19 protein-coding genes are annotated in these 24,160 nt (G+C 28.8%); 12 read left to right on the top strand and 7 right to left on the bottom strand.

What is annotated here, in order from left to right:
* The 7 genes from ACJJVY_RS16510 (at nucleotide 1) to ACJJVY_RS16480 (ending at nucleotide 12,048) form a co-directional block, all read left to right on the top strand.
* Entirely contained in the window at nucleotides 1-4,443 is a 4,443-nt protein-coding gene (locus ACJJVY_RS16510) for a chemotaxis protein CheB (protein WP_405611442.1), read from the top strand.
* A gap of 105 nt (nucleotides 4,444-4,548) precedes the next feature.
* Entirely contained in the window at nucleotides 4,549-5,259 is a 711-nt protein-coding gene (gene pyrH / locus ACJJVY_RS16505; RefSeq protein WP_405611439.1) for a UMP kinase, read from the top strand.
* Between the two features lie 27 nt (nucleotides 5,260-5,286).
* Nucleotides 5,287-5,841 carry a ribosome recycling factor gene (gene frr / locus ACJJVY_RS16500; protein ID WP_405611436.1) on the top strand — a complete coding sequence of 185 codons (555 nt, stop codon included), beginning with the start codon at nucleotides 5,287-5,289 and terminating at the stop codon, nucleotides 5,839-5,841.
* Nucleotides 5,842-5,935: 94 nt separating this feature from the next.
* Nucleotides 5,936-8,299 (top strand): RND family transporter, encoded by a 2,364-nt coding sequence (locus ACJJVY_RS16495; RefSeq protein ID WP_405611433.1) that lies wholly within the window; start codon nucleotides 5,936-5,938, stop codon nucleotides 8,297-8,299.
* Between the two features lie 231 nt (nucleotides 8,300-8,530).
* Nucleotides 8,531-9,967, top strand: a complete 1,437-nt coding sequence (gene asnS, locus ACJJVY_RS16490; protein ID WP_405611430.1) for an asparagine--tRNA ligase — start codon at nucleotides 8,531-8,533, stop codon at nucleotides 9,965-9,967.
* A 24-nt stretch (nucleotides 9,968-9,991) separates the two neighbouring features.
* The gene (gene rpoN, locus ACJJVY_RS16485; protein ID WP_405611427.1) at nucleotides 9,992-11,449 is read left to right on the top strand and encodes an RNA polymerase factor sigma-54; all 1,458 of its coding nucleotides are present in this window, start codon (nucleotides 9,992-9,994) and stop codon (nucleotides 11,447-11,449) included.
* Entirely contained in the window at nucleotides 11,449-12,048 is a 600-nt protein-coding gene (locus tag ACJJVY_RS16480; RefSeq protein ID WP_405611424.1) for a hypothetical protein, read from the top strand. The genes rpoN and ACJJVY_RS16480 overlap by 1 nt, the downstream gene beginning before the upstream one ends.
* On the opposite strand, the gene ACJJVY_RS16475 is transcribed toward ACJJVY_RS16480, so the two are convergent.
* The 6 genes from ACJJVY_RS16475 to ACJJVY_RS16450 form a co-directional block, all read right to left on the bottom strand.
* Nucleotides 12,043-12,717, bottom strand: coding sequence for a porin family protein (locus ACJJVY_RS16475; RefSeq protein WP_405611421.1), 675 nt, complete (start codon nucleotides 12,715-12,717; stop codon nucleotides 12,043-12,045). The genes ACJJVY_RS16480 and ACJJVY_RS16475 overlap by 6 nt on opposite strands.
* A 99-nt stretch (nucleotides 12,718-12,816) precedes the next feature.
* Nucleotides 12,817-13,281, bottom strand: a complete 465-nt coding sequence (locus ACJJVY_RS16470; RefSeq protein ID WP_405611418.1) for an ExbD/TolR family protein — start codon at nucleotides 13,279-13,281, stop codon at nucleotides 12,817-12,819.
* A gap of 18 nt (nucleotides 13,282-13,299) precedes the next feature.
* Complete coding sequence (locus ACJJVY_RS16465) at nucleotides 13,300-13,920, bottom strand: ExbD/TolR family protein (RefSeq protein ID WP_405611415.1); 621 nt, start codon at nucleotides 13,918-13,920, stop codon at nucleotides 13,300-13,302.
* A 4-nt stretch (nucleotides 13,921-13,924) separates the two neighbouring features.
* Entirely contained in the window at nucleotides 13,925-14,380 is a 456-nt protein-coding gene (locus tag ACJJVY_RS16460; protein ID WP_405611412.1) for a hypothetical protein, read from the bottom strand.
* Nucleotides 14,381-14,388: 8 nt separating this feature from the next.
* On the bottom strand, nucleotides 14,389-15,108 hold the full coding sequence (locus ACJJVY_RS16455) for a MotA/TolQ/ExbB proton channel family protein (RefSeq protein ID WP_405611409.1): 720 nt from the start codon (nucleotides 15,106-15,108) through the stop codon (nucleotides 14,389-14,391).
* A 213-nt stretch (nucleotides 15,109-15,321) separates the two neighbouring features.
* Nucleotides 15,322-16,368, bottom strand: coding sequence for an asparaginase (locus ACJJVY_RS16450; RefSeq protein WP_405611406.1), 1,047 nt, complete (start codon nucleotides 16,366-16,368; stop codon nucleotides 15,322-15,324).
* A 94-nt stretch (nucleotides 16,369-16,462) separates the two neighbouring features.
* Here ACJJVY_RS16450 and ACJJVY_RS16445 point away from each other — a divergent pair, with 94 nt between their 5' ends.
* The 5 genes from ACJJVY_RS16445 to ACJJVY_RS16425 all read left to right on the top strand — a co-directional run bounded on the left by ACJJVY_RS16445 (nucleotide 16,463) and on the right by ACJJVY_RS16425 (nucleotide 22,157).
* On the top strand, nucleotides 16,463-17,161 hold the full coding sequence (locus tag ACJJVY_RS16445) for a zinc metallopeptidase (protein ID WP_405611403.1): 699 nt from the start codon (nucleotides 16,463-16,465) through the stop codon (nucleotides 17,159-17,161).
* Between the two features lie 230 nt (nucleotides 17,162-17,391).
* On the top strand, nucleotides 17,392-19,764 hold the full coding sequence (locus tag ACJJVY_RS16440) for an outer membrane beta-barrel protein (protein WP_405611400.1): 2,373 nt from the start codon (nucleotides 17,392-17,394) through the stop codon (nucleotides 19,762-19,764).
* Nucleotides 19,765-19,772: 8 nt separating this feature from the next.
* The gene (locus ACJJVY_RS16435; RefSeq protein WP_405611397.1) at nucleotides 19,773-20,045 is read left to right on the top strand and encodes a hypothetical protein; all 273 of its coding nucleotides are present in this window, start codon (nucleotides 19,773-19,775) and stop codon (nucleotides 20,043-20,045) included.
* A gap of 262 nt (nucleotides 20,046-20,307) precedes the next feature.
* The gene (locus ACJJVY_RS16430; RefSeq protein WP_405611394.1) at nucleotides 20,308-21,315 is read left to right on the top strand and encodes a sensor histidine kinase; all 1,008 of its coding nucleotides are present in this window, start codon (nucleotides 20,308-20,310) and stop codon (nucleotides 21,313-21,315) included.
* Between the two features lie 77 nt (nucleotides 21,316-21,392).
* Nucleotides 21,393-22,157 carry a LytR/AlgR family response regulator transcription factor gene (locus ACJJVY_RS16425; protein ID WP_405611391.1) on the top strand — a complete coding sequence of 255 codons (765 nt, stop codon included), beginning with the start codon at nucleotides 21,393-21,395 and terminating at the stop codon, nucleotides 22,155-22,157.
* A 196-nt stretch (nucleotides 22,158-22,353) separates the two neighbouring features.
* Here ACJJVY_RS16425 and lepA read toward each other — a convergent pair whose 3' ends face one another.
* Nucleotides 22,354-24,150 carry a translation elongation factor 4 gene (lepA, locus tag ACJJVY_RS16420; RefSeq protein ID WP_405611388.1) on the bottom strand — a complete coding sequence of 599 codons (1,797 nt, stop codon included), beginning with the start codon at nucleotides 24,148-24,150 and terminating at the stop codon, nucleotides 22,354-22,356.
* Nucleotides 24,151-24,160: the final 10 nt, after the last annotated feature.

Raw genomic sequence — 24,160 nt, 5'->3', positions numbered from 1 at the left:
ATGGAAAACAAAAACCCTGAATTATATGTTGTTGCAATAGGTGCATCTGCAGGTGGATTAGATGCAATTCAGCAATTATTTGATAATGTACCAGAAAATACAGGAATGGCATTTGTTGTTATTCAACATTTATCACCAGACTTTAAAAGTCTAATGCCAGAATTATTGGCAAAGCATACAAAAATGAAAATTTTTACTGCTGAAGATAAATTAACCATACAACCAAATTGCATATACCTAAATCAACGAAATAAAAATTTACATATTAAAGGGAGAGAATTATACTTGTTAGACAAAGGTCCTAAGCATAACTTAAACTTACCAATAGATATTTTTTTCCACACATTAGGAGAAGAATATAAAGAAAAATCTATTGGTGTTATTTTATCAGGAACTGGTTCTGATGGTTCTAGAGGTATAAAAACCATTAAAGAAGGTGGTGGTGTTATTTTTGTACAAGACCCAATAACAGCTCAGTTTGATGGTATGCCAAACTCTTCTATTGCAACAAGATTAGTAGATTTTGTATTAAACCCAAAAGATATTGCTCAAAGGTTTAATAGCTTATTAAACCCTCCTTTAATTATAGATGCAGAGTTTCCTACACCAGAATCTAATGAGATTTTAATTACCAAAATACTACAAGAAGTTCATAAGTATTCTGACATTGATTTTAGAGAATATAAAAAAAACACACTTTTAAGAAGGCTTGAAAAACGTATGAACATCAATAATATTGATGAACTATACAACTATTTAACCTTTTTAAAAAATAACGAAAAAGAAAAAGAGTCACTAAAAGAAGATTTTTTAATAGGAGTAACAAGGTTTTTTAGAGATACAGAAGCTTTTCAAACACTACAAAATAAAGTAATACCTGAAATTTGTTCTCGTAAAAAAAGTTCAGAAACTATTCGTGTTTGGGTTCCTGGGTGTTCTTCAGGAGAAGAAGTATACTCTATTGCAATGCTTTTAGATAATCATATACGCTCTTTAAAACTAAACATAAATTTTAAAATATTTGCTTCAGATATAGATCCAAGGGCAATTACTGCTGCTAGCGCAGGTGCTTTTCATATTAATGTTATAAATGAATTAGATAGTATCTACTTAGACAAGTATTTTACTAAAACTGGAGATAAATTACAAATTATAAAAAGAATAAGAGAAAAGATTGTTTTCTCTAGTCATAATTTAATAAAATCACCTCCATTTATTAGAATGGATTTAATTTCTTGTAGAAATCTACTTATTTATTTAGACAACAAAGTGCAGAAGAAAGTAATGTATAACTTTCAATTTGCATTAAATAAATTTGGATACCTATTTTTAGGAAATAGCGAATCTTTGGGTGAAGTTTCTAGGTTTTTTAAAACAATAGATACCAAATGGAAAATATATCAAAACACAGCAGACACCAAACATATTCCTATACAAGAAAATTCTGCAGGAAGAATTCCATCAATATTATATAATAATCCTCCACAAAAATTAGAAAATCCACCTGTTTATAAATTTAAAGAGAATCCAGAAAATGTTTTTCACAAATATCTAAGTAAAAAATACAGTCCTTCATCAATATTCTTTGATAAAAATTACAACATCATTTATATTAAAGGAGATGCTGGTAAAAAATTAGTACATACAGAAGGAATTTTTGAAAACAATCTTTTAAAAGTTGTTGGCCATGATCTGTCTTCTATAATTAGAACTGCAGTTAATAGGTTAGAAGAAGAGAAGAAAGATATAATTGTTAAAGATATTCTTAGCCAAACTAAAAGCGGTAATTTTTCTTTTGATTTACATCTTCATAAACCTGAAAAACATGAAGCTTTAAGTGACGTTTATTTATTACAATTTGGAGAAGAAAAAAAGACTGACGACCAAGTTATTATAGAAAACGTACCTATTGATAAAATATCTAAACAAAGAATAGAAGAAATTGAAGATGAACTTAAAGCAACAAAAACAGAATTACAGAATGTAGTTGAAGAACTAGAAACTAGTAATGAAGAATTACAATCTTCTAACGAAGAATTAATGGCTTCTAATGAAGAGCTACAAAGTACTAATGAAGAATTACAATCTGTAAATGAAGAATTATATACTGTAAATGCAGAATTACAAGAAAAAAACAAACAGCTAGTAAACTTAAATAATGATGTAACAAATCTATTAGACAATACAGATATTGGTACATTATTTTTAGATAGAGAATTATACATTAGAAAGTACACACCGGCAATACAGAAACATTTTAATTTAAAGTATACAGATATTGGAAGACCTATAGAAAGTTTTGCTTCTAATTTTAATGAAGAAATTAGGCTATCTATAATAAACAATTCTAAAGACGTTCTTTTAAAATTAACACCTGTAGAAAAAGAAATAATAGATAATGATGGTAACTATTACTTATCTAGAATTAGTCCTTTTATAACTATTGATAAAAAAATAGATGGTGTTATCATAACTTTTGTAGAAATAACACAATTAAAGAATACAGAAATACAACTAAAAAATACAGAATTAAGATATCATAATTTATTTGAAAACTTAAATGAAGGTTTTGCACATGCTAAAATAATAATTGATGATTCTGGAAAACCTATTGATTGGGAATACTTATCGGTAAACCCATCTTTTGAAAAACAGATTAAAATAAACGAAGAAGACTTATTAGGGAAACCTTTTCTAGAAAACTTTCAAACTTTTAAAGATAACACAACTCTTAATTGGGTTGAGATTTATGGAGAAACTGCCTTAACGGGTAAAGAACACCTTATAGAAACTTACTCTAAATCATTAGACAAACATTTTATCGTTAGAATTTTCTCTCCTAGAAAAGGAGAATTTGGAGCAACTTTTGCCGACATAACAGATATCAAGAAAAAAGAAGAAGCTTTAGAACTTAGTGAAAGAGAGCTTAAAAGAGTACAAAGTTTAACAAATGTTGGTAGCTGGTATTTAGACCTAAAAACAGGAGATGTTACTTGGACAGAAGAATTGTACAAAACTTTTAAAGTAAGTCCAGATCAACAACCCCCTAACCTAGAGGAACAAGAAAAATTATTTAGCCCCAAAACCTATAGTAAACTTACTAAAGTATTAAAAGATATAGAAAAGACGGGAAAACCTTATGAAATAGAATTAGAAATTGTTGAGGGTAAAAAAATAATAGGTTGGCTTTGGGCAAGAGGAGAAGTTGTTAAAAATGAAGATGGTCAAATAATTGCTTTAAGAGGAGCATCACAAGATATTACAGATTATAAAAAAATTGAAGCCGAATTAGTTAAAGCAAAGCAAAAAGCAGAAAATGCAAATATTCATAAGAATTACTTCTTAGCAAATATGAGTCATGAAATAAGGACTCCTATTAACGGAATTATAGGTTTTTCTGAGTTATTAAAAGAAAATAATATTACTCAACAAGAAAGAGGAAGTTATATTGATATTATTGACGGAAACTCTAAACAACTTTTAAATTTAATTGATGATATTATAGATATCGCTAAAATTGAAGCTAACGAATTAAAAATTTCGCAACAAAATTGTGATATTTATGAGTTGATTAAGCATATAGAAATTAATACCAATCAATTAAAAATCACAAAAAACAAACCAGAAATAACTGTAAAATCTTTTACTCCAGAAGAAGCAAAAGGATTAATTATTTCTACAGACACACACAGGCTTAGGCAGGTAATTACCAATCTTTTAAATAATTCTTTAAAATTCTCTGAAAAAGGAGAAATCTATTTTGGATTTAATATTGTAGATGATGAATTGCATTTCTTCGTAAAAGATGAAGGAATGGGAATCCCTAAAAATAAATTAAAAGAAATTTTCCATCGTTTTAAACAAGTAAATTATAACGACACTGCAAAATATGGAGGAACAGGTTTAGGTTTGTCTATTTGTAAAGGAATCTTACAAAAAATGGGAGGAGATATCTCTGTAGAATCTATCTTTAAAGAAGGTACTACTTTTAAATTTACCATTCCTTTAGAAATAATTGAAACAAAGAAAGAAAGAGAAGAAAAAATAAAAAAGAAACTAACTAAAGACGACAATTCTTTTTTAAATAATAAAACCATTTTAATTGCAGAAGATGATAAAATTGTAAGATTATTATATTCTTTATTCTTTAAAGAGACTGATGCAAATATAGTTTTTGCAGTAAATGGTAAGTTAGCCGTAGAAGAATATCAAAAAAACAAAAAGATAGATCTTGTTTTAATGGATATAAGCATGCCAGAAATGAATGGTTTTGATGCTACAAAAAAAATAATTGAAATTAACCCTGATGTAAAAATAATTATGCAAAGTGCATACGCAATGCATGATGAAAAAGAAAAATGTTTTAACCTTGGTTGTAAAGACTATTTAACAAAGCCTATTTCTAAGAAAATTTTATTTAAAGTTTTACAAAAGTGGATTTAATGACACTTTAAAAAATAAAAACCTCACAAAATTGTGAGGTTTTTATTTATCAAAAAAGGAAACTCAAGAAAAAAAACGTAATTTTGCACAACTTTTAAAGAAACTATGAAATATCAAAGAATACTTTTAAAATTAAGTGGAGAAGCCTTAATGGGTGAAAGACAGTACGGAATTGATCCTAAGCGTTTATCTGAATACGCAAAAGAAATTAAAGAAGTAGTTGCAAAAAACATAGAAGTAGCCATTGTTATTGGTGGTGGTAACATCTTTAGAGGTGTTGCAGGTGCAGCTAACGGAATGGATAGAGTACAAGGTGATCACATGGGAATGTTAGCTACTTGTATTAACGGACTTGCTTTGCAAAGTGCTTTAGAAGACGAAGGTGTACATACTCGTTTACAAACTGCTTTAGAGATCAAAGAAGTTGCAGAACCTTATATTAAAAGAAAAGCAATTCGTCATTTAGAAAAAGGTAGAGTTGTAATTTTTGGTGCTGGTACAGGAAACCCATATTTTACTACAGATACAGCAGCTGTATTAAGAGCTATTGAAATTGATGCAGATGCAATTTTAAAAGGAACTCGTGTAGATGGTATCTATAACGTAGATCCAGAAAAAGATAAAAATGCAATTAAGTTTGATACAATTACTTTTAAAGATGTTATTAGTAAAGGCTTAAAAGTAATGGATATGACTGCATTTACATTAAGTGAAGAAAACAAATTACCAATAATTGTTTTTGATATGAATACAAACGGAAACTTAATAAAATTAGTTTCAGGAGAAAATATTGGTACTGTTGTTGATAATCAATAATCAAAATATTTTTAAAATTTATTAAGGATGAACGAAGAAATTGAATTTATTTTAGATTCTACTAAAGAGGCTATGAATAATGCTATAGAGCATTTAGAAAAAGAATTACGTTCAATTAGAGCTGGTAAAGCTACCCCAGCAATGTTAACTAATGTAATGGTAGATTATTATGGATCTCAAACTCCATTAAGCCAAGTTGCAAATGTAAGCACACCAGATGCTAGAACAATTAGCATTCAACCTTGGGAGAAAAATATGCTTCAAGAAATTGAAAAAGCAATTCAATTAGCAAACTTAGGCTTTAATCCTATGAATAATGGAGATGTTATTATGATAAATGTACCTCCTTTAACAGAAGAAAGAAGGGTTGGTTTGGCTAAACAAGCTAAAGCAGAAGCAGAACATGCTAAAGTAGGAGTTAGAAATGCTCGTAAAGATGCCAATAACGACATCAAAAAAACAGACATTTCTGATGATATGAAAAAAATAGCAGAAGCTGATATTCAAAAGCTGACAGATTCTTTTGTTAAAGATATCGACCAAAAATTCTCTATAAAAGAGGTAGAAATAATGAAGGTTTAAACAAAATCTAATAAATAAAAAAGAGAGTGTTTATCAACACTCTCTTTTTTATTTATACACAACTTACACATATTAATTACGTAAATTTTTATATATGAATTTCTGGACAAAAGTTGCAGGCCTTATTCTAAGAAACAGATACTTAGTTTTATTAGGTATTGCTATAATCACTGGTTTATTAGCTACACAGATGAAGTATATGAAATTCTCATATACAGAGGCTAATTTATTACCAGAAGACCATGAAGCTAATTTACAATACAATCAATTTTTAGAAATTTTTGGAGAAGAAGGAAACCTAGTTATTTTAGGTGTGAAAGACTCAACTATTTTTACTCCAAAAAAATTTAATGCTTGGAATAACTTAGTTCAAAAATTTGATAGTTTACAAGAAATCGATTTTACGGTATCTATTGCTGATGTTCAAAAGTTAAAAGCAGATAGACAAAACAAAAAATTTATTCTAGAACCTTTATATAGTAAAGAACCTACAACTACGGATGAAGTAAATGAGATAAAAATTCAACTTTTTGAGAAACTTCCTTTCTATGACAATTTGTTATATAACAAGGATACAGAAACACTACAAACTGCTATTTATATTAAAAAAGAAATTATAAATACTCCACAACGTAGAGATTTTATATATGATACACTAATACCAACCATAACAAAATTTGAAGAAGACAATAATGTAGATGTTCGAATTTCTGGAATGCCTTACATTAGAACACTAAATGCTCAGAACATTCAAGATGAAATCTTATTATTCGTTTTTGGTGCTTTAGGTATAACTGCTTTAATCTTTTTCTTCTTTTTCCGTTCTTATCGTGCAACATTTATAACTCTTTTAGTGGTTACAATTGGGGTAATTTGGGCTTTTGGTTTTATTGGATTATTTAGGTACGAAATAACTGTTTTATCAGCATTAATACCTCCTTTAATTATTGTAATAGGAGTCCCAAATGCGGTCTTTTTAATCAATAAATATCAACAAGAAATAAAAAAACATGGTCAACAGGCTAAAGCATTACAACGTGTAATTTCTAAAATAGGAAATGCTACGTTAATGACTAATATTACTACAGCTTCTGGTTTTGCCACCTTTGTTTTTGTAAAGAGTAGTTTACTGCGTGAGTTCGGAATTTTAGCTTCCGTAAACATTATCAGTATTTTTATATTAGCTCTTTTGATAATTCCTGTTATTTACAGTTTTATGCCGCTTCCAAAAGAAAAACATTTAAACCATTTAGAAACCAAATGGATTGAAAATGTTGTAAATTGGATGGAAAACACAGTTAAAAACAACAGAATTTCTATTTATTTTGCTACAGTAATTGTAATTATTGCCGGAATAATAGGTGTTTATCAAATAAAAGTTTCTGGAAGCTTAATTGAAGACATGCCTAAAAGTTTAGACTTCTACAAAGACATTAAATTCTTTGAGCAAGAATTTGGAGGTATTATGCCATTAGAAATATTAGTTGATACAAAAAAGGAAAAAGGAGTCATGAAATTATCCACCTTAAAAAAGATGGAGAAAATAAATGAAGCTATTGAAACTTTTCCAGAACTATCGAAACCAGTATCTATAACAAATTTAGTTAAATACTCTAAACAAGCTTATTACAAAGGAAACCCTAAATATTATCAGTTACCAACAACTCAAGAACAAAGTTACATATTTGCGTATACTAAAAACTCTAATAGTGAAGCAGGTATGCTAAAAAGCTTTGTAGATTCTACTGGTCGTTACGCAAGAATAACAACTTTTATGAAAGACATTGGTACAGACAAAATGGATGTAATTCAAAATAGACTAAAAGCTGTAATTGCCAAAGAATTTCCATCAGATAAGTATAAAGTTTCTTTAACAGGTAAAGCCTTAGTTTTTATTAAAGGAACTAATTATTTAATAAAAAACTTAGTAATCTCTTTATCTCTAGCTATTTTCTTAATTGCAATTTTTATGGCTTGGATGTTTAGATCTCCACAAATGATATTCATATCATTAATTCCTAATATGTTGCCTTTGTTAATTACTGCAGGATTAATGGGCTTTTTAGGTATACCAATAAAACCTTCTACAATTTTAGTCTTTAGTATTGCTTTTGGTATTTCTGTTGATGATACAATTCACTTTTTAGCAAAATACAGGCAAGAATTAATTGCTAATAAATGGAAAATAAAACCATCTGTTTATGCAGCACTTAAAGAAACAGGTGTTAGTATGTTTTACACATCTATTGTGTTATTCTTCGGCTTTTTAGTTTTTACATTATCTAGTTTTGGAGGCACAATAGCATTAGGTGGTTTGGTTTCTGTTACTCTTTTATTGGCAATGGTTTCTAACTTGCTTTTATTACCTTCTTTATTATTGACTTTCGAGAAAAAAATAGCCAATAAAAAAGTTTTTAAAGAACCTAAAATGAAAATTTTTCCACCAAAGGAGGATTAATTAAAATACAATTATTTTACTATTTATAAATCGGATGTTTTACAACATCCGATTTTAGTTTTAATAAACTCCTTATTTTACAAATAAGATAATTAATAATTTAAGATTTTTATAAAGATTTTTTAGTTGATAATGTAAATAAACAAGCCAAATTATCGTTGTTTATATTGTATCAAAAAAGTATCTTTACTCTTTAATTATAACATATATTTATATCAATATTATAAGAATATGATAAACATGAACATTGCCGATCTTTTAAAATCGGAAGGATTATTATTACAACAAATACATTTAAAAGGCTGGGTAAGAACATTTAGAAGCAATCGTTTTATTGCCTTAAATGATGGGTCTACAATTAACAATATACAATGTGTTATCGATTTTGAAAACACACCAGAAGAAACTTTAAAAAGAATAAATACTGGTGCTGCAGTTTCTATAAAAGGTACATTAGCAGAAAGCCAAGGAAGAGGTCAATCTTTAGAAATACAAGTTTCTGATATTGAAATTTTAGGAGATTCTAACCCTGATGAATATCCAATTCAACCTAAAAAACATAGTTTTGAGTTTTTACGTGAAAATGCTCACTTAAGAATGAGAACCAATACTTTTAGCGCAGTTATGCGAGTACGTTCTAAACTGTCTTTTGCGGTACATCAATATTTTCAAGAAAGAGACTTTAACTATGTAAATACACCAATTGTAACAGGTTCTGATGCAGAAGGCGCAGGAGAAATGTTTAGAGTTACCACTTTTAAAGATAATGAAGCTCCGGTTACAGAAGATGGAAAAATAGACTATTCTAAAGATTTTTTTGGTAAAGAAACTAACTTAACGGTTTCTGGTCAATTAGAAGCAGAAACTTTTGCAATGTCTTTAGGTAAAGCTTATACTTTTGGGCCAACTTTTAGAGCAGAAAACTCTAATACTACACGACATTTAGCAGAATTTTGGATGATAGAACCAGAAGTTGCTTTTATGGATTTAGATGGTAATATGGATTTAGCTGAAGATTTTATTAAATACGTAATAAATTATGTTTTAGAAAAATGTAAAGATGATTTAGCTTTCTTAGACCAACGTTTAACACAAGAAGAAAAAAGCAAACCACAAGCAGAAAGAAGTGATATGAGCTTATTAAACAAGCTTAAATTTGTGGTTGATAATAACTTTAAAAGAGTTTCTTATACAGAAGCAATTGATATTCTTAGAAATTCTAAGCCTAATAAAAAGAAAAAATTTCAATTTCCTATTAATGAATGGGGAGCAGATTTACAATCGGAACACGAACGTTATTTAGTTGAAAAACACTTTAAATGTCCGGTAATTTTATTTGATTATCCAGCAAACATTAAAGCCTTTTACATGCGCTTAAATGACGATGGTAAAACTGTAAGAGCTATGGATGTATTATTTCCAGGAATTGGAGAAATTGTTGGTGGTAGCCAAAGAGAAGAACGTTATGATGTTTTAGTCGAAAAAATGAAAGCATTAGATCTTGATGAAAAGGAGCTTTGGTGGTACTTAGATTTAAGAAAGTTTGGTACAGCTGTACATTCTGGTTTTGGGCTAGGTTTTGAAAGACTCGTTCAGTTTACAACAGGTATGGGAAACATTAGAGATGTAATTCCTTTTCCAAGAACTCCACAAAATGCTGAATTTTAATTAGATTATTGTATATTTAAATCTATGCTAAAACAAAGTTTACAATATAAACTATTACAAAAATTATCTCCTCAACAAATTCAGTTGATGAAGTTGATTCAATTGCCTACACAAGCTTTTGAAGAACGTTTAAAGCAAGAGATTGAAGAAAATCCAGCATTAGATACTGGTAAAGAAGAATCAGATTCATTTGATGAAGACTTATCAAATGAATTTGATGATTCTGGTAATGAAAAAATTGAAGCAGAAGATATAAATATTGATGAATATTTAAGCGATGATGAAATTCCTAGCTATAAAACTCAAGCCAATAATTATTCCGCAGATGATGAAGAAAAAAACGTCCCTTATGCCGCTGGTACTAGTTTTCATCAATCTTTAAAAAACCAATTAAACACTTATTCTTTTGATGATGAAGAAAGAGCTGTTGCAGAGTTTTTAGTTGGTAGTATAGATGATAGTGGATATATAAGAAGAGATATTTTAGACCTTGTAGATGATTTAGCTTTTACTGCAAATATCTTTACAACAGAACAAAAAGTAGTTTCAATCTTAAAAAGAGTAATACATACATTAGATCCTATAGGGGTTGGTGCAAGAGATTTAAAAGAATGTTTAATTATTCAATTAAAGAGAAAAGACAAAACTAAAATTAGAAGTTTGGCTATTGATATTTTAGACCAAGCTTTTGATCATTTTGTAAAAAAACATTACAAAAAACTACAAGAAAAATTTCATATTTCTGAAGAAGAATTAAAAGAAGTTAATACAGAAATCTCTAAATTAAATCCTAAACCAGGAAGTTCTTATGCTGGTAACAATAAAATAGCAGAACAAATTGTTCCAGATTTTTCTATAAAATTAGTGGATGGGGAATTAGATTTAATTTTAAATTCTAGAAACGCCCCAGAACTACACATCTCTAGAGAGTATAATAATATGCTTAAAGGGTATCAAGAATCAAGTACAAAAAGTAAATCTCAAAAAGATGCTGTATTCTTTATAAAACAAAAGTTAGATGCAGCAAAATGGTTTATAGATGCAATTAAACAACGTCAACAAACACTTTTAGTTACTATGAATACTATTATGCATTATCAGTACGAATATTTTTTGACCGGTGATGAAAGAAAGTTAAAGCCAATGATTTTAAAGGATATTGCCGATAAAATTAATATGGATGTTTCTACCGTTTCTAGAGTGGCAAATAGTAAATATGTATCTACGCCTTATGGCACAAAACTGATAAAGGAATTCTTCTCTGAATCTATGAAAAATGATCAAGGTGAAGATGTTTCTACTAAAGAGATAAAGAAAATATTAGAAACAGTTGTTGCAGAAGAAGACAAGAAAAAACCTTTAACAGATGAAAAACTAGCTAATATATTAAAAGAAAAAGGTTATCCTATTGCTAGAAGAACAATTGCCAAATATAGAGAACAATTAGACTTGCCTGTTGCACGATTAAGAAAAGAAATTTAATGAGTTTTTATAAATTCGTATCTGTAATATTACATCCAATTTTAGTTCCTACAATTGGAGTTTTCTTATATTTTTTTTTAATTGAAAATAACTTTAAGAGTAATCAAAAAATAACAGTTATTGCTTTAATATTCGCTGCAACTTATTTTATTCCTTTAATAATTTTAATACTTTTTAAAAAACTAAAACTTATTAAAAATTTCAAAGCAGAAACTATCAAAGAAAGAAAAATTCCTGTCTTTTTAATGATATTATTATTCTATTTACTAGGCAATACCATGATAGGCATCACAAATCTATCAGATTTAGGTTTATTATTTTTTTCAACTACACTTGGACTAGTCATAGTATATTTACTGTTCTTATTTAAATTAAAAACAAGTTTACATTTACTATCATTAGGTGTATCTACTGGTTTCTTCTTTGTACTAAATTCTATCTACAATCAAACATTTACTATTGTAATAATTATTTCAGTTCTACTTTCTGGCCTTTTAGGAAGTTCTAGACTCTATTTAAAAGCACATACACCTACAGAAGTATATATTGGCTATATAATAGGTTTTTTATCACCTATAGCAACTTTTTACGTCTTATAGTAAATAGAATATTAAGCCAAATTTTAAAATTTTGGTATTAATTTTTTCGCCTTCAATATAACTTTGATTAAAAACAGAATTTAATCCATAATAAATATTAATATTAAATTCATCATAACCTGCAGATAAAGTTAAGCCGTATTGAAGTTTATTGTAACTATTAATATCTGAATACTCAAAAGAAACATCATCTTCATCAACGAATTCAAATTTATTTGAGATGTTATAAAAGAATTTCAATCCTGCATATATTCTCCAAAAATCATACTTATTGGCAGCAGAAGTTCTCCATCTTAACTCAATTGGAAACTCTAAATTAGAAGATTTAAAAATATTTTTACTAATAGTACTGTCATCACTAAAAACACCTAGGTTATCAATTTTTTGAACCTTTAAATTATGATTAAAAAAATCATATCCATAACCAAAACCTCCAGCAATAGAAATAGTACCTTCTTTATTTAAGGTTATATCTTTTATAAATCCAAAAGACAAACCATAAGAGAAATTACTTTTAGAGATTACAGTTGGTTGATCTATAAACTGAGCATAAGAAACAGATAAATATATTTGATCATCTGCATACCTACTTCCAACTTGCAATGAATCTTTCTGAGCAAAATTACTTATAGATAAAAATAGTAGAAGAAAAAGAATTATAAATTTCATATTAGAATAAAAGTACAAAAAAGTTTTTATCAAAAAAAAGACAAAAAAAAAGATAATTCAAATGAATTATCTTTTTTATAAATTATATAATAATTTAGATTATTCGCCACTCTTAGCTGAGGCTGAATAACTAATTTTAAGAGCGTTTACATCTCTTAACTTTAATCTTATATCGATAATTGTACCAACACTTGATTCCTTATCTGCTTTTATAGAAGTTGTCATAAACGGTATTTCTGCTTCAGAGACTTTAGTTCTAGCATTTATAATAAATGCAGGCACTTCATCAGCTGTAGAAATCTTATCATTTAATTGAATTCTATTATAACTAGTTCCGTATTTTGCTTCTTTTGCTTTACCAACATATATAGTACTTACCAAGCTTTTATGTTCTAATTTTTTTACTTCAGAAGCAGATGGTAACCTAGGGTTTTCAACCTGCAAAGAAGTTTCTCTCATGGTAGTAGTAACCATAAAGAAAAATAATAACATAAATACAATATCTGGTAAGGCAGCTGTATTTACTGCTGGCATTCCTTTTTTCTTTTTTCTAAATTTAGACATATTGTTAAATTTTAAAAATTAATTTGTAGGTTCTGCATCAGAAATAATTTGAGGATAACTTGTTTTGATAAACTCAACTTTATTCTTCAAAGACACATTGTCTTTTTGATCACTATAAGCCTCTTCAAGTTCATCAAAAGAAATCTTAAACTTCTCAACACTTAATCTGTTTCTTAAAACTCTATAAGCTCTAAGCAGTTCATCTTGAACTGTTAGATACATACCATATTCTGTTAACCTATCACTTTGAACTGAGATAATTGCTTTGTTAGGATGATCAGAAGAAGAATCACTTCTTTCACCTCTACAATAATCACACGGCCCACTTACAACACCATTTTCAACTTTACCTACACCTCCACCATTATCTATAAAAGCGATAGCAGCATCTTTTAGGTCTTTAATTTCCATTCTTTCGCCTTCAACTAAAAGCTCATTATTTCTATTAATGTTAACTTCAAAAATGTTTTTTTCTTTAATAACAGGTGGTACATAATCTGCTGGTGGTTTTTCAGATAGTTTTTTAGAAACTCCTGAATCCACATTCATCGTTGTTGTTACTAAGAAAAAGATTAACAGCAAGAAGGCAATATCTGCCATAGAACCTGCATTAATTTCTGGATTCTCTCTTCTTGCCATATTGTTATGATTTTATTAATCCTTTTACTAAATCGAATACAAAGAAAAAAGTTGCAACAAGACCTAGAGCAACACTGTACCAAATACCAGTACCTACCCATTGGTTAATTGAACCTCCTGCTTCACCACCTTCTAAAACTTTACCTTGTGGATCTAAAACAGGATTACTATCTGCTAAGAAATAAGCAAATACTAAAACAACTCCTAAAACTGCAACACCTAACAAAGTTTTCTTTAAATTATCTGGGTTTGTAAAAAGCCCAATTAAAGAAAGAATTAAGGTTGCTCCTACAGCAAAGTAAAATAATATAGTAGAAAATGTTACTATAGTACCTACTGAACTATTTAATGCTTCTGTATCATCTCCATCAGTCATAAATATTCTGATGAAGAGAAAAGCCCCAATTATAGCGATTACGCCTATAAAAGCACTTAAAATTTTTGATAAATTACTCTTCATAATATATCTTACTTTTTATATTTCACTAATAAATCTATCAATTGGATAGATGCATCTTCCATGTTATTTACAATACTATCAATTTTAGAAACGATATAATTATAAAAGATTTGTAAAATAATTGCAACAATTAAACCAAATACTGTTGTTAATAAGGCTACTTTAATACCTACGGCAACAACACCTGGAGAAATATCATTTGCTACAGCAATCGCATCAAAGGCTCCAATCATACCAATTACAGTACCCATAAACCCAAGCATCGGTGCTAATGCAATAAATAAAGATAACCAAGAAGTATTTTTCTCTAATAATCCCATTTGTACTCCACCATAAGAAACTACTGCTTTCTCAGCTGCTTCAACACCTTCATCTACTCTATCTAAACCTTGGTAAAAAATAGATGCAACTGGTCCTTTAGAGTTTCTACAAACTTCTTTAGCAGCTTCTATACCACCAGAACTTAAAGCTTCATCTACACTTGCTACTAATTTCTTAGTGTTAGTTGTTGCCATGTTTAAATAAATAATTCTTTCAATTGCAATAGCTAAACCTAAAATTAAGGCTACTAATACAATCCCCATAAATTCTGGACCACCTTCAATAAAACGTTGTTTTAATTCTTGGTGAAAAGTTTTTGCTTCAGCTGCTTCTTGTGCGAAAGTTGATTGAATAGCTCCAAAAAACATTAATCCTGTTACGGATAGGACATTTACTACTTTTTTCATCTTTGTTATAATTAATTTTTAATAGTTAACGGGTTAAAGGTATTAATTTTCATCTCAAAAAAACAATAGGAACTAAAATTTAACTAAATATTTTTATAAAGATTAACTCTCTATTATACTTTTGAGAGTGCCAAGTAACAAAAAAATATTGAGCATTAAAAAAAAAAATCAATCTATTTAACGGATAATAGTTGATTTTATTCAATTACATATTTAAAAATGATATTTATCAGTTAATTCGCCTCTCAAAGACGTTTCAAAGACCTTTTTAAACTCTACCGATGATAGGTTTTCATTTAAAAGATACATCATTTTAGCTACAGCAGACTCCGTTGTTATATCCATACCATTAACAACACCTATTTCCTTAAGTAATACACTAGTATCGTAATGCCCCATTATAACTCTACCACTCTTACATTGTGTAACATTTACAATTTTAATCCCTTTCTCTATTGCTTTTTTTAACAATGCAATAAAACTGTCTGAGTTTGGAGCATTACCAGAACCATAAGTTTCTAAAACAACTCCTTTTAGGTTTTTAATATTAAGTATACTCTCTACAACTAACAAAGAAATACCAGGAAATAATTTAAGAACAACCACATCTTTTACTAAATCCTTTCTAACAAAAAATTTCTTTTCAATATCTTTTGTTAGATTATTAACATGCTCATTAAACTTTAAATGAACTCCACTTTCTGCCAAGGGAGGAAAGTTAAAAGAAGTAAATGCTTCAAATTGTTCTGCACTTATTTTTGTTGTTCTATTTGCTCTATATAATTTATATTCAAAATACAAACAAACCTCTGTAATTACTGGACTTCCTTTTTTATTTGCAGAAGCAATTTCTATAGAGGTAATTAAATTCTCTTTTGCATCTGTTCTTAAATCTCCTATTGGCAGTTGAGATCCTGTAAAAATAATTGGCTTTTGTAGATTTTCTAACATAAAACTAATAGCAGAAGAAGTGTATGCCATAGTATCGGAACCTGTTAAAACAACAAAACCATCAAAATTATTATAGTTTTTTTCTAATATGTTTACAATATCTACATAATAATCTGTATTCATGTTTGATGAATCTATCGGTTCATCAAAACAAATACTTTCTATTGTACAATTTAGTTGTTTTAATTCTGGTATTTTTTCTATAATCTGGCTAAAATCAAAAGCTATTAAAGCCTTGGTCTCATAATCTTTTACCATACCAATGGTTCCACCAGTATAAACTAATAATATGTTTGGTTTATTTGTCATTTTGTCATTTTTATACCCCAAACAATAAATTGGAATACTTTATGTTGTAAATTTATCAAACAAAAACGATACACAATCTTAAACACTATAAATTATGATGGGATTTTATATTTTAATTGGTGCAATCTCTATAGTGAGTTGGCTAATTAGTAATAAATTAAAAAGTAAATTTAAAGAATACTCTAAACTTTCTTTAAGAAACGGAATGAGTGGTGCAGAAATTGCCCAAAAAATGTTAGCTGATAATGGTATCTTTGATGTAAAAGTAATTTCTACACCAGGTAGATTAACAGATCACTACAATCCTTCTGACAAAACTGTAAATTTAAGTGAGTCTGTATACAACCAAAGAAATGCTGCAGCTGCAGCTGTTGCTGCTCACGAAGTTGGGCATGCTGTACAACACGCAAAAGCATATAGTTACTTAACAATGCGATCTAAATTAGTACCCGTTGTAAGTGTTACTTCTAAATTTTCGCAATGGTTAGTAATTGGTGGTATTATTTTAGGTGCTGCTTCTGGTTCTACAGGAATCGGGCTTTATATTGCTATTGCTGGTTTAATTTTTATGGGTTTTGCTACTCTTTTTAGCTTTATAACACTACCTGTAGAATATGATGCAAGTAATAGAGCTTTAGCTTGGTTACAAAACAAAAACATGGTTTCTCAACAAGAATTAGCTGGTGCAAAAGATGCTTTAAAATGGGCCGCTAGAACTTATTTAGTTGCTGCTTTGGGTTCTTTAGCTTCCTTATTATATTGGGGATTCCAAATTTTAGGAGGAAGAGATTAAACACCTTAAAAAAGATAATTTTATAAAAAAAGCTTCGATTTATTTCGAGGCTTTTTTTTATGCAGGAAACTTTTGAGTGATTTTGTGCGTCTTGTTTTAATAGAAAAAAGAATTTGTTTATCGGATTTTTAACCCGATTCATCAGAATTGCATTTTCAATTTGTAACAAAACAGGCACTTTTACAGTGTTAATAGAAAAATCAACCAACACTATTTAAAAAATTAACCTTATGAAAGTTTTAAAAATTACTATCTTTTTTTTCTTCGGAATTTTGTCTACTTTTTCTCAGCATAAAATATCAGGTAAAATTGTTGATGAACAAAATCAATCGTTACCCTTTGCCAATATTATTTTACTTAAAACCGAATCTAAAGAAACCCCAAAAGGTGTAGTTTCTAATGACGAAGGAGTATACACTCTAAAAAATATTTCATCAGGAAAATATAAAATAGAAATATCGATGTTAGGTTTCGAAACTAAAATAATAAAAGAGTTTGATTTAAATTCTGATAAAATTTTTAACATCACACTTAAAGAAGAAAGTCAACTTTTAAACGAAGTTGTTGTAAAAAGCAAAAGACCTGTAATTAAACAAACTGCTGAAAAATTAATTGTAGATTTAGAAAAATCTGAAATGATAAACACAAGTCTACAAGATGTAATGCGTAAAATCCCTGGAGTTTTAGTTACTGATAACGGAATTTCGATTGCTGGAAACAGTGGTATCAGAATCTTAATTAACGGAAAAACTACAGATTACATGGATATAGAAACGTTATTAAGAGATTTCCCTGCTGATAATATTGCCAAGATCGAATTGGTAGAACAACCTGGTGCAGAATACGAAGCTTCTGGTTCTGGTGCAATTATCAACATCATTTTAAAGAAAAATGTACGTTTAGGCACTCATGGAAGTACAAATGTTTGGGTTGGTGAAGATGAAGGCGTAGAATATGGAGCAGGTTTTTCTATTGCTAGTTATAAAAACAAACTAAACTGGCAAACAAACGTAAATTATTCTCGACCAACTTGGAGAGACGATTTATTTTTAGATAGAACCGTAGAAGACGAAACTTACAACCAAGAAACTAGAGAACCTTATAGTCCAACAAATTTTAACTTTGGAGGTAGCGTTGATTATTATATTAATGATAAACATTCTTTTGGTGTTGGAGGACAAATAAGTACAAGAACATCAGACAGAATTACAAGTAGTAAAACTATTATTTCTGATGCAACAACTACAAACACATTATTTTCTCAAAACACTTTTGATAGAGAAAGAAAAAACTTTAACATCAACCCTTATTACGAGTATAAAACTGAAACAGATAAATTAGTATTAGACTTTAATTATGTGGATTATTCTAATGATAATACCAACATTTTATCTGAAGTAGGTGGAAGCACTATTAGTTTTTCTGATAAAAAATACATTCAAGAAGGTACTTATTCTATAAAAACTTATAAAGCAGATTATTCTAAAACAATTTCTGATAACTTGAAAGTTAGCGCTGGTACAAGATATGCAAACGTAACTACCGATAATGATTTGCAATCTTTTACACATGATGATGCTAATAATTTTCAGTTTGATGAAGATTTAAGTAGCCAGTTTTTAATTGATGAAAACATTTTTGCATTGTATTCTAAAGTAAATGCAACTGCTGGTAAATGGTCTTTTTCTGGTGGTTTACGTTACGAAAACAGCAACACAGATGGTACTTCTATATTTATGGATAATGGAGATGAAATAGTCGAGGTTAAGAAAAGACCAATTAAAAAGGTTTTCCCTAGTGCTTCTGTAAGTAGAAAATTAACTGAAGTTTTAGGAGCAAGTTTATCTTATAGCTATAGAATACAAAGGCCTTCTTATAGTAGCTTAAATTCTTTTGAAACTTATTTAGACCCTTATTCTGCAGGAGAAGGAAACCCAAATTTAACACCCGCTTACACCAATAATTATCAATTTAATTTAACCTATGAAGGACAACCTTTTTTTACAATTGGTTACAGTGAAACAGAAGATGTATTATTTCAATTAATTAAACAAGACAACGAAACTGCACAAATAAGACAGCAAGATGTAAACGTAGAAAACAATGCTAATTGGAATTTTAGATTATTTGCTCCTTTAAATGTCGCCAAAGGTTTAGAAGGTTATACAGGTATTATTGTTACCAATACAGATTATCAATCTTCTACTTACGGCATTGATTTAAATAAATGGAATTTAATTTGGTTTGTACAAGCAAGCTACCAATTACCTTGGAATATTAATTTTGAATTAAGCGGAAATTACGGAACAGGTGCTTTAGAAGGTCAAATTGATGTAGATTGGTTAGCTGGATTAGATTTTTCTTTTGGTAAAAAGTTTTTAGACGATAAACTAAAAGTAAATCTTGGTTTTAATAAAATGTTAAACAGAGGTTTTGTAGGTAATATTGATTACGGAAATGGAATAGCCGCAGTTGATAGTAATGGTTCTAGACAAAATATTCAGTTACGAATGGTATATAGTTTTGGGTCTAAATTTGGAAAGAAAAAAACTAGTAGAAACACAAATACAGACGAAGAGAACAGAATTAACGACGGGAATTAATTCTAACTATGAATTACAAAACATTATTTATAATAGGCTTATTATTCGAAGCAGTAGGACAAATACTTCTAGCTCAAGGAAATGATTTTGTGTATGCATTAAAACCAATAGATTTTACACATTGGAGTTTGTTAATAGGTGTGGTTTTTATGATGCCACAAACTGTAAATTTCCCTAATAAATTCTTTAGTTATATTGGTACTCCAACTGCAATAATTGGTATAGTTTGTATTATTGGAATGTGCGTTTTAGATTTTATTTGGTGGAGTTACCCTAACTAAGAAATAAGAAATGAATTTGCCGGTCATATTTCTAAATTCCCATCAATTTGGACGCCATTTATTAAAACTGGTCCAAGTTTTTTAAATGTAGGTTTATTTATTTTAAGTTTAAATTTTATCAAAAAAAGTAAAATTGGAGTTTCATTAATTATAATTGCCACTTTAGTTGTATTTTTTGGTAGATTTATACCTCATAGATTAATCTTTACCTATTTAATTACAGCTATAGGATTTTATATGATCTTTTATAAAAGCACAAGAAATGAATACAAAATTAAATAAATCAGATTGGGTAATTCTTGCCATAATTTATGGAGTTACTATTCTATTGGGCTGTATAGATTACTATAAAGAAGGTAATAAGTTAATAGAATATTTAATTGATTTCCCAACAACAGCCTTTTTATCAACTGTAATAATATTAGTATTCATTCAAAAAATTGTACCAATATTTTTAGTACAGAAAAAAGCTTATTTACTATTTTTTATCATCAGTCTATTACTACTAACTGTTGTTGGTACTATAGAAAATTTGATTGGTAGATTAACATCAGGTAGATCTTTGAGCGATATTTCTAATTACTTTACTTATCTACAAAATGGTTTATACAATGCAACTGACATGGTTGGATTTCCTCTAGGAGTTTTACTGATGAAAAAATTTCACGAAGGACAAAAAGATTTATTAGAAGTCCAAAAACAACAAAAAGAAAACGAATTAAAATTGTTGCGTTCCCAAATAGACCCTCATTTTTTGTTCAATAATTTAAATACTTTAGATTCTTTAATTGATACAAACCCAATTAAAGCAAAAGAATACATTAATCGATTGTCTTTAATTTACAGATATTTAATTAAAACTAAAGATGCAGAAGTTATGGAACTTGCAAATGAAATAGAATTTGCAAAAAACTATATTTTTTTAATACAAACCAGGTTTGCTAATGATTATGAGTTTAAAATAAAAGAAAATGTTTCTTTGGTTGATAAATTTATACCAACAGGTTCTATTTTAACTTTATTAGAAAATGTTGTAAAACACAATAAATCTGATGGAACAAATGCTATTAAAACAACAATAACAATTAATAAAGGTTGGTTGATTATTACCAACTCTAAATCGAAAATAAAATCTACAAATGAATCTTTTGGTACTGGTTTAGATAATTTAAAAGCACGCTATAAATTACTTTCCGATGAAAAAATTCAAGTACATAATATGGATACTAAGTTTGAAGTTTTTATTCCGACCATAACTTTAAGTGAATAATGCTGTCTCCTCGAGGGCAGTTGAGAGGTTTTATTTAGGTTTCGACTGCGCTCAACCTAACAATAATTAAGTTAACTATGAAAATATTAATTTTAGAAGACGAAATACCTGCATATCAAAAACTAACAAAATCTTTAGATGCTTTTTTTGATGTAAAAATTTCTCAAGATTGGGCACGTTCTATTGTTGATGGTAAAAAATTATTGGAAGAAAATTCGTACGATTTTATTTTATCTGATATTCAATTGTTAGATGGTTTATCTTTTGATTTGTATAATTCAATTAAAATTGAAACTCCAATCATTTTCTGTTCTGCTCACGATGATTATTTATTTCAAGCTTTTAACACCAATGGAATTGCCTACATTTTAAAACCCTATTCGCAAAACGATTTTGATAAAGCCATACAAAAACACCAAGCTTTGTTTAAAAAAGGAGATTACAATACTTTAAGTAACAATACTATTGATGCTTTAAAATCGGCTTTAAAAGAAGAAAATAACACTTATAAAAAACGTTTTGTAATTAAAAAAGCAACCGGAATTCAATTGTTAAACGCCATAGACATTGCTTTAATAACTGCTTCTGGTGATTTCTGTTTGGTAAATGATAAAGACAGAAAACGACATACAATTTCACAAAATTTAGGTTCTATTCATCAGCAATTGAACCCTAAAAAGTTTTTTAAAATTAACAGAAGTGAAATTGTAAATATCGATTTTATAGAAAATATAGAAAGTCATTTTAAAAATCGATTGTTAATTTCTATTAAAAACCACAAAGAAAAAGTAATGACAAGTTCTTCTACAACTTCTGATTTTAGAAAATGGTTAGAAAACTAACTTTTAGAGAATAGCATAAAACCAAAGAAAGACAGAAAGCAGGTAAACAAGTTTAGCCCTGATTGAAATGGCATCCTTTTTAGAGGAACGAAAAAAAGATATAATGGAAAGCAGGAAATAGCTACCAATAAAAAAACCTTCTTAATTTCTTAAGAAGGTTTTATCTTTTATCTAAAATCTCTATTCTAAAAGAGCTTTAATCATTCAACTTTAAAACTGCCATAAATGCTTCTTGAGGAATTTCTACATTACCAACTTGACGCATTCTTTTCTTACCTTTTTTCTGCTTTTCTAACAGTTTACGTTTTCTAGAAATATCTCCTCCATAACATTTTGCAGTAACATCTTTACGCAATGCTTTGGTAGTTTCACGCGCAATTATTTTTGCTCCAATTGCTGCCTGAATAGGAATATCAAACTGTTGTCTTGGAATTAAAGTTTTTAATTTCTCAACAATTTTCTTACCAATTGTATACGCATTATCTGCATGTAAAAGAGCTGAAAGTGCATCTACGGGTTGTGCATTTAAAAGAATATCAACTCTTACTAACTTAGATTCTTTCATACCTATTGGATGATAATCGAAAGAAGCATACCCTTTAGAAACGGTTTTTAATCGATCGTAAAAATCGAAAACAATTTCTGCCAAAGGCATTTCGAAAATCAATTCAACACGTTCTGTTGTTAAATACGTTTGATTTACAATTTGTCCACGTTTTTCAATACACAAACTCATTACTTGACCAACAAAATCTGACTTTGTAATAATAGAAGCTTTAATAAAAGGTTCTTCTACTCTATCTAATCTAGATGGATCTGGTAAATCTGTTGGATTATTTAAGATAATAATTTCATCAGGGTTTTTCTTTGTGTAAGCATGATAAGAAACGTTAGGTACCGTTGTAATAACAGTCATATTAAACTCACGCTCTAAACGTTCTTGAATGATTTCCATGTGTAACATTCCTAAAAATCCACAACGGAAACCAAAACCTAAGGCTGCAGAACTTTCTGGTTGAAATACCAAAGAAGCATCGTTTAATTGCAGCTTTTCCATAGAATAACGCAACTCTTCATAATCTTCTGTATCAACAGGATAAATACCCGCAAAAACCATTGGTTTTACATCTTCAAAACCATCAATAATTTCTGTAGTTGGGTTGTGTGCATCTGTAATTGTATCTCCTACTTTTACTTCTTTTGCTGTTTTAATCCCTGTAATTAAATAACCAACATCACCCGTTTTTACAGATTTCTTTACAACTTGACTTAATTTTAATGTACCAACTTCATCAGCAAAATAATTTCTACCAGTTGCCATGAATTTAATTTCTTGACCTTTTTTGATTTCTCCGTTTAAAACACGAAAATAAGTTTCAATTCCTCTATAAGAATTGTAAACAGAATCAAAAATTAAGGCTTGTAATGGCGCATCTGGATCTCCTTTTGGAGCAGGGATTCTATCAATAATTGCAGTTAAAATATTATCTACACCAAAACCAGTTTTACCACTTGCATGGATTACATCTTCTGGGTCGCAACCCAATAAATCTACAATATCATCGGTTACTTCTTCTGGATTTGCAGAAGGTAAATCTACTTTATTTAAAACAGGAATAATTTCTAAATCGTTTTCTAAGGCTAAGTATAGGTTAGAAATTGTTTGTGCTTGTATACTTTGTGCTGCATCTACAATTAGCAAAGCTCCTTCACAAGCAGCAATAGAACGAGAAACTTCGTAAGAAAAATCTACGTGACCAGGTGTATCGATTAAATTTAAAACAAAAGGTTCTCCATTATGAATATAATCCATTTGAATTGCATGAGATTTAATGGTAATACCACGTTCTCTCTCTAAATCCATATTGTCTAATAACTGATTTTGCTTTTCGCGTTCAGTTACAGAGCCTGTATAATCTAATAATCTATCTGCTAATGTACTTTTACCATGATCTATATGTGCGATTATGCAAAAGTTTCTAATGTTCTTCATACTGCGTTTT

The sequence above is a fragment of the Polaribacter sp. Asnod1-A03 genome (assembly GCF_045063585.1).
GTDB lineage: Bacteria > Bacteroidota > Bacteroidia > Flavobacteriales > Flavobacteriaceae > Polaribacter.
The sequence above is the reverse complement of the archived record's forward strand: the minus strand, read 5'-3'. Positions and strand labels throughout refer to the sequence as shown.

Coding starts and splice junctions, on each gene's coding strand:
- pyrH (WP_405611439.1), top strand. CDS start 4,549: ATGAAATATCAAAGAATACTTTTAAAATTAAGTGGAGAAGCCTTAATG.
- ACJJVY_RS16450 (WP_405611406.1), bottom strand. CDS start 16,368: ATGACAAATAAACCAAACATATTATTAGTTTATACTGGTGGAACCATT.
- ACJJVY_RS16470 (WP_405611418.1), bottom strand. CDS start 13,281: ATGTCTAAATTTAGAAAAAAGAAAAAAGGAATGCCAGCAGTAAATACA.
- ACJJVY_RS16510 (WP_405611442.1), top strand. CDS start 1: ATGGAAAACAAAAACCCTGAATTATATGTTGTTGCAATAGGTGCATCT.
- ACJJVY_RS16440 (WP_405611400.1), top strand. CDS start 17,392: ATGAAAGTTTTAAAAATTACTATCTTTTTTTTCTTCGGAATTTTGTCT.
- ACJJVY_RS16460 (WP_405611412.1), bottom strand. CDS start 14,380: ATGAAGAGTAATTTATCAAAAATTTTAAGTGCTTTTATAGGCGTAATC.
- frr (WP_405611436.1), top strand. CDS start 5,287: ATGAACGAAGAAATTGAATTTATTTTAGATTCTACTAAAGAGGCTATG.
- ACJJVY_RS16430 (WP_405611394.1), top strand. CDS start 20,308: ATGAATACAAAATTAAATAAATCAGATTGGGTAATTCTTGCCATAATT.
- ACJJVY_RS16455 (WP_405611409.1), bottom strand. CDS start 15,108: ATGAAAAAAGTAGTAAATGTCCTATCCGTAACAGGATTAATGTTTTTT.
- ACJJVY_RS16475 (WP_405611421.1), bottom strand. CDS start 12,717: ATGAAATTTATAATTCTTTTTCTTCTACTATTTTTATCTATAAGTAAT.
- ACJJVY_RS16480 (WP_405611424.1), top strand. CDS start 11,449: ATGAGTTTTTATAAATTCGTATCTGTAATATTACATCCAATTTTAGTT.
- asnS (WP_405611430.1), top strand. CDS start 8,531: ATGATAAACATGAACATTGCCGATCTTTTAAAATCGGAAGGATTATTA.
- ACJJVY_RS16465 (WP_405611415.1), bottom strand. CDS start 13,920: ATGGCAAGAAGAGAGAATCCAGAAATTAATGCAGGTTCTATGGCAGAT.
- ACJJVY_RS16495 (WP_405611433.1), top strand. CDS start 5,936: ATGAATTTCTGGACAAAAGTTGCAGGCCTTATTCTAAGAAACAGATAC.
- ACJJVY_RS16445 (WP_405611403.1), top strand. CDS start 16,463: ATGATGGGATTTTATATTTTAATTGGTGCAATCTCTATAGTGAGTTGG.
- ACJJVY_RS16425 (WP_405611391.1), top strand. CDS start 21,393: ATGAAAATATTAATTTTAGAAGACGAAATACCTGCATATCAAAAACTA.
- lepA (WP_405611388.1), bottom strand. CDS start 24,150: ATGAAGAACATTAGAAACTTTTGCATAATCGCACATATAGATCATGGT.
- rpoN (WP_405611427.1), top strand. CDS start 9,992: ATGCTAAAACAAAGTTTACAATATAAACTATTACAAAAATTATCTCCT.
- ACJJVY_RS16435 (WP_405611397.1), top strand. CDS start 19,773: ATGAATTACAAAACATTATTTATAATAGGCTTATTATTCGAAGCAGTA.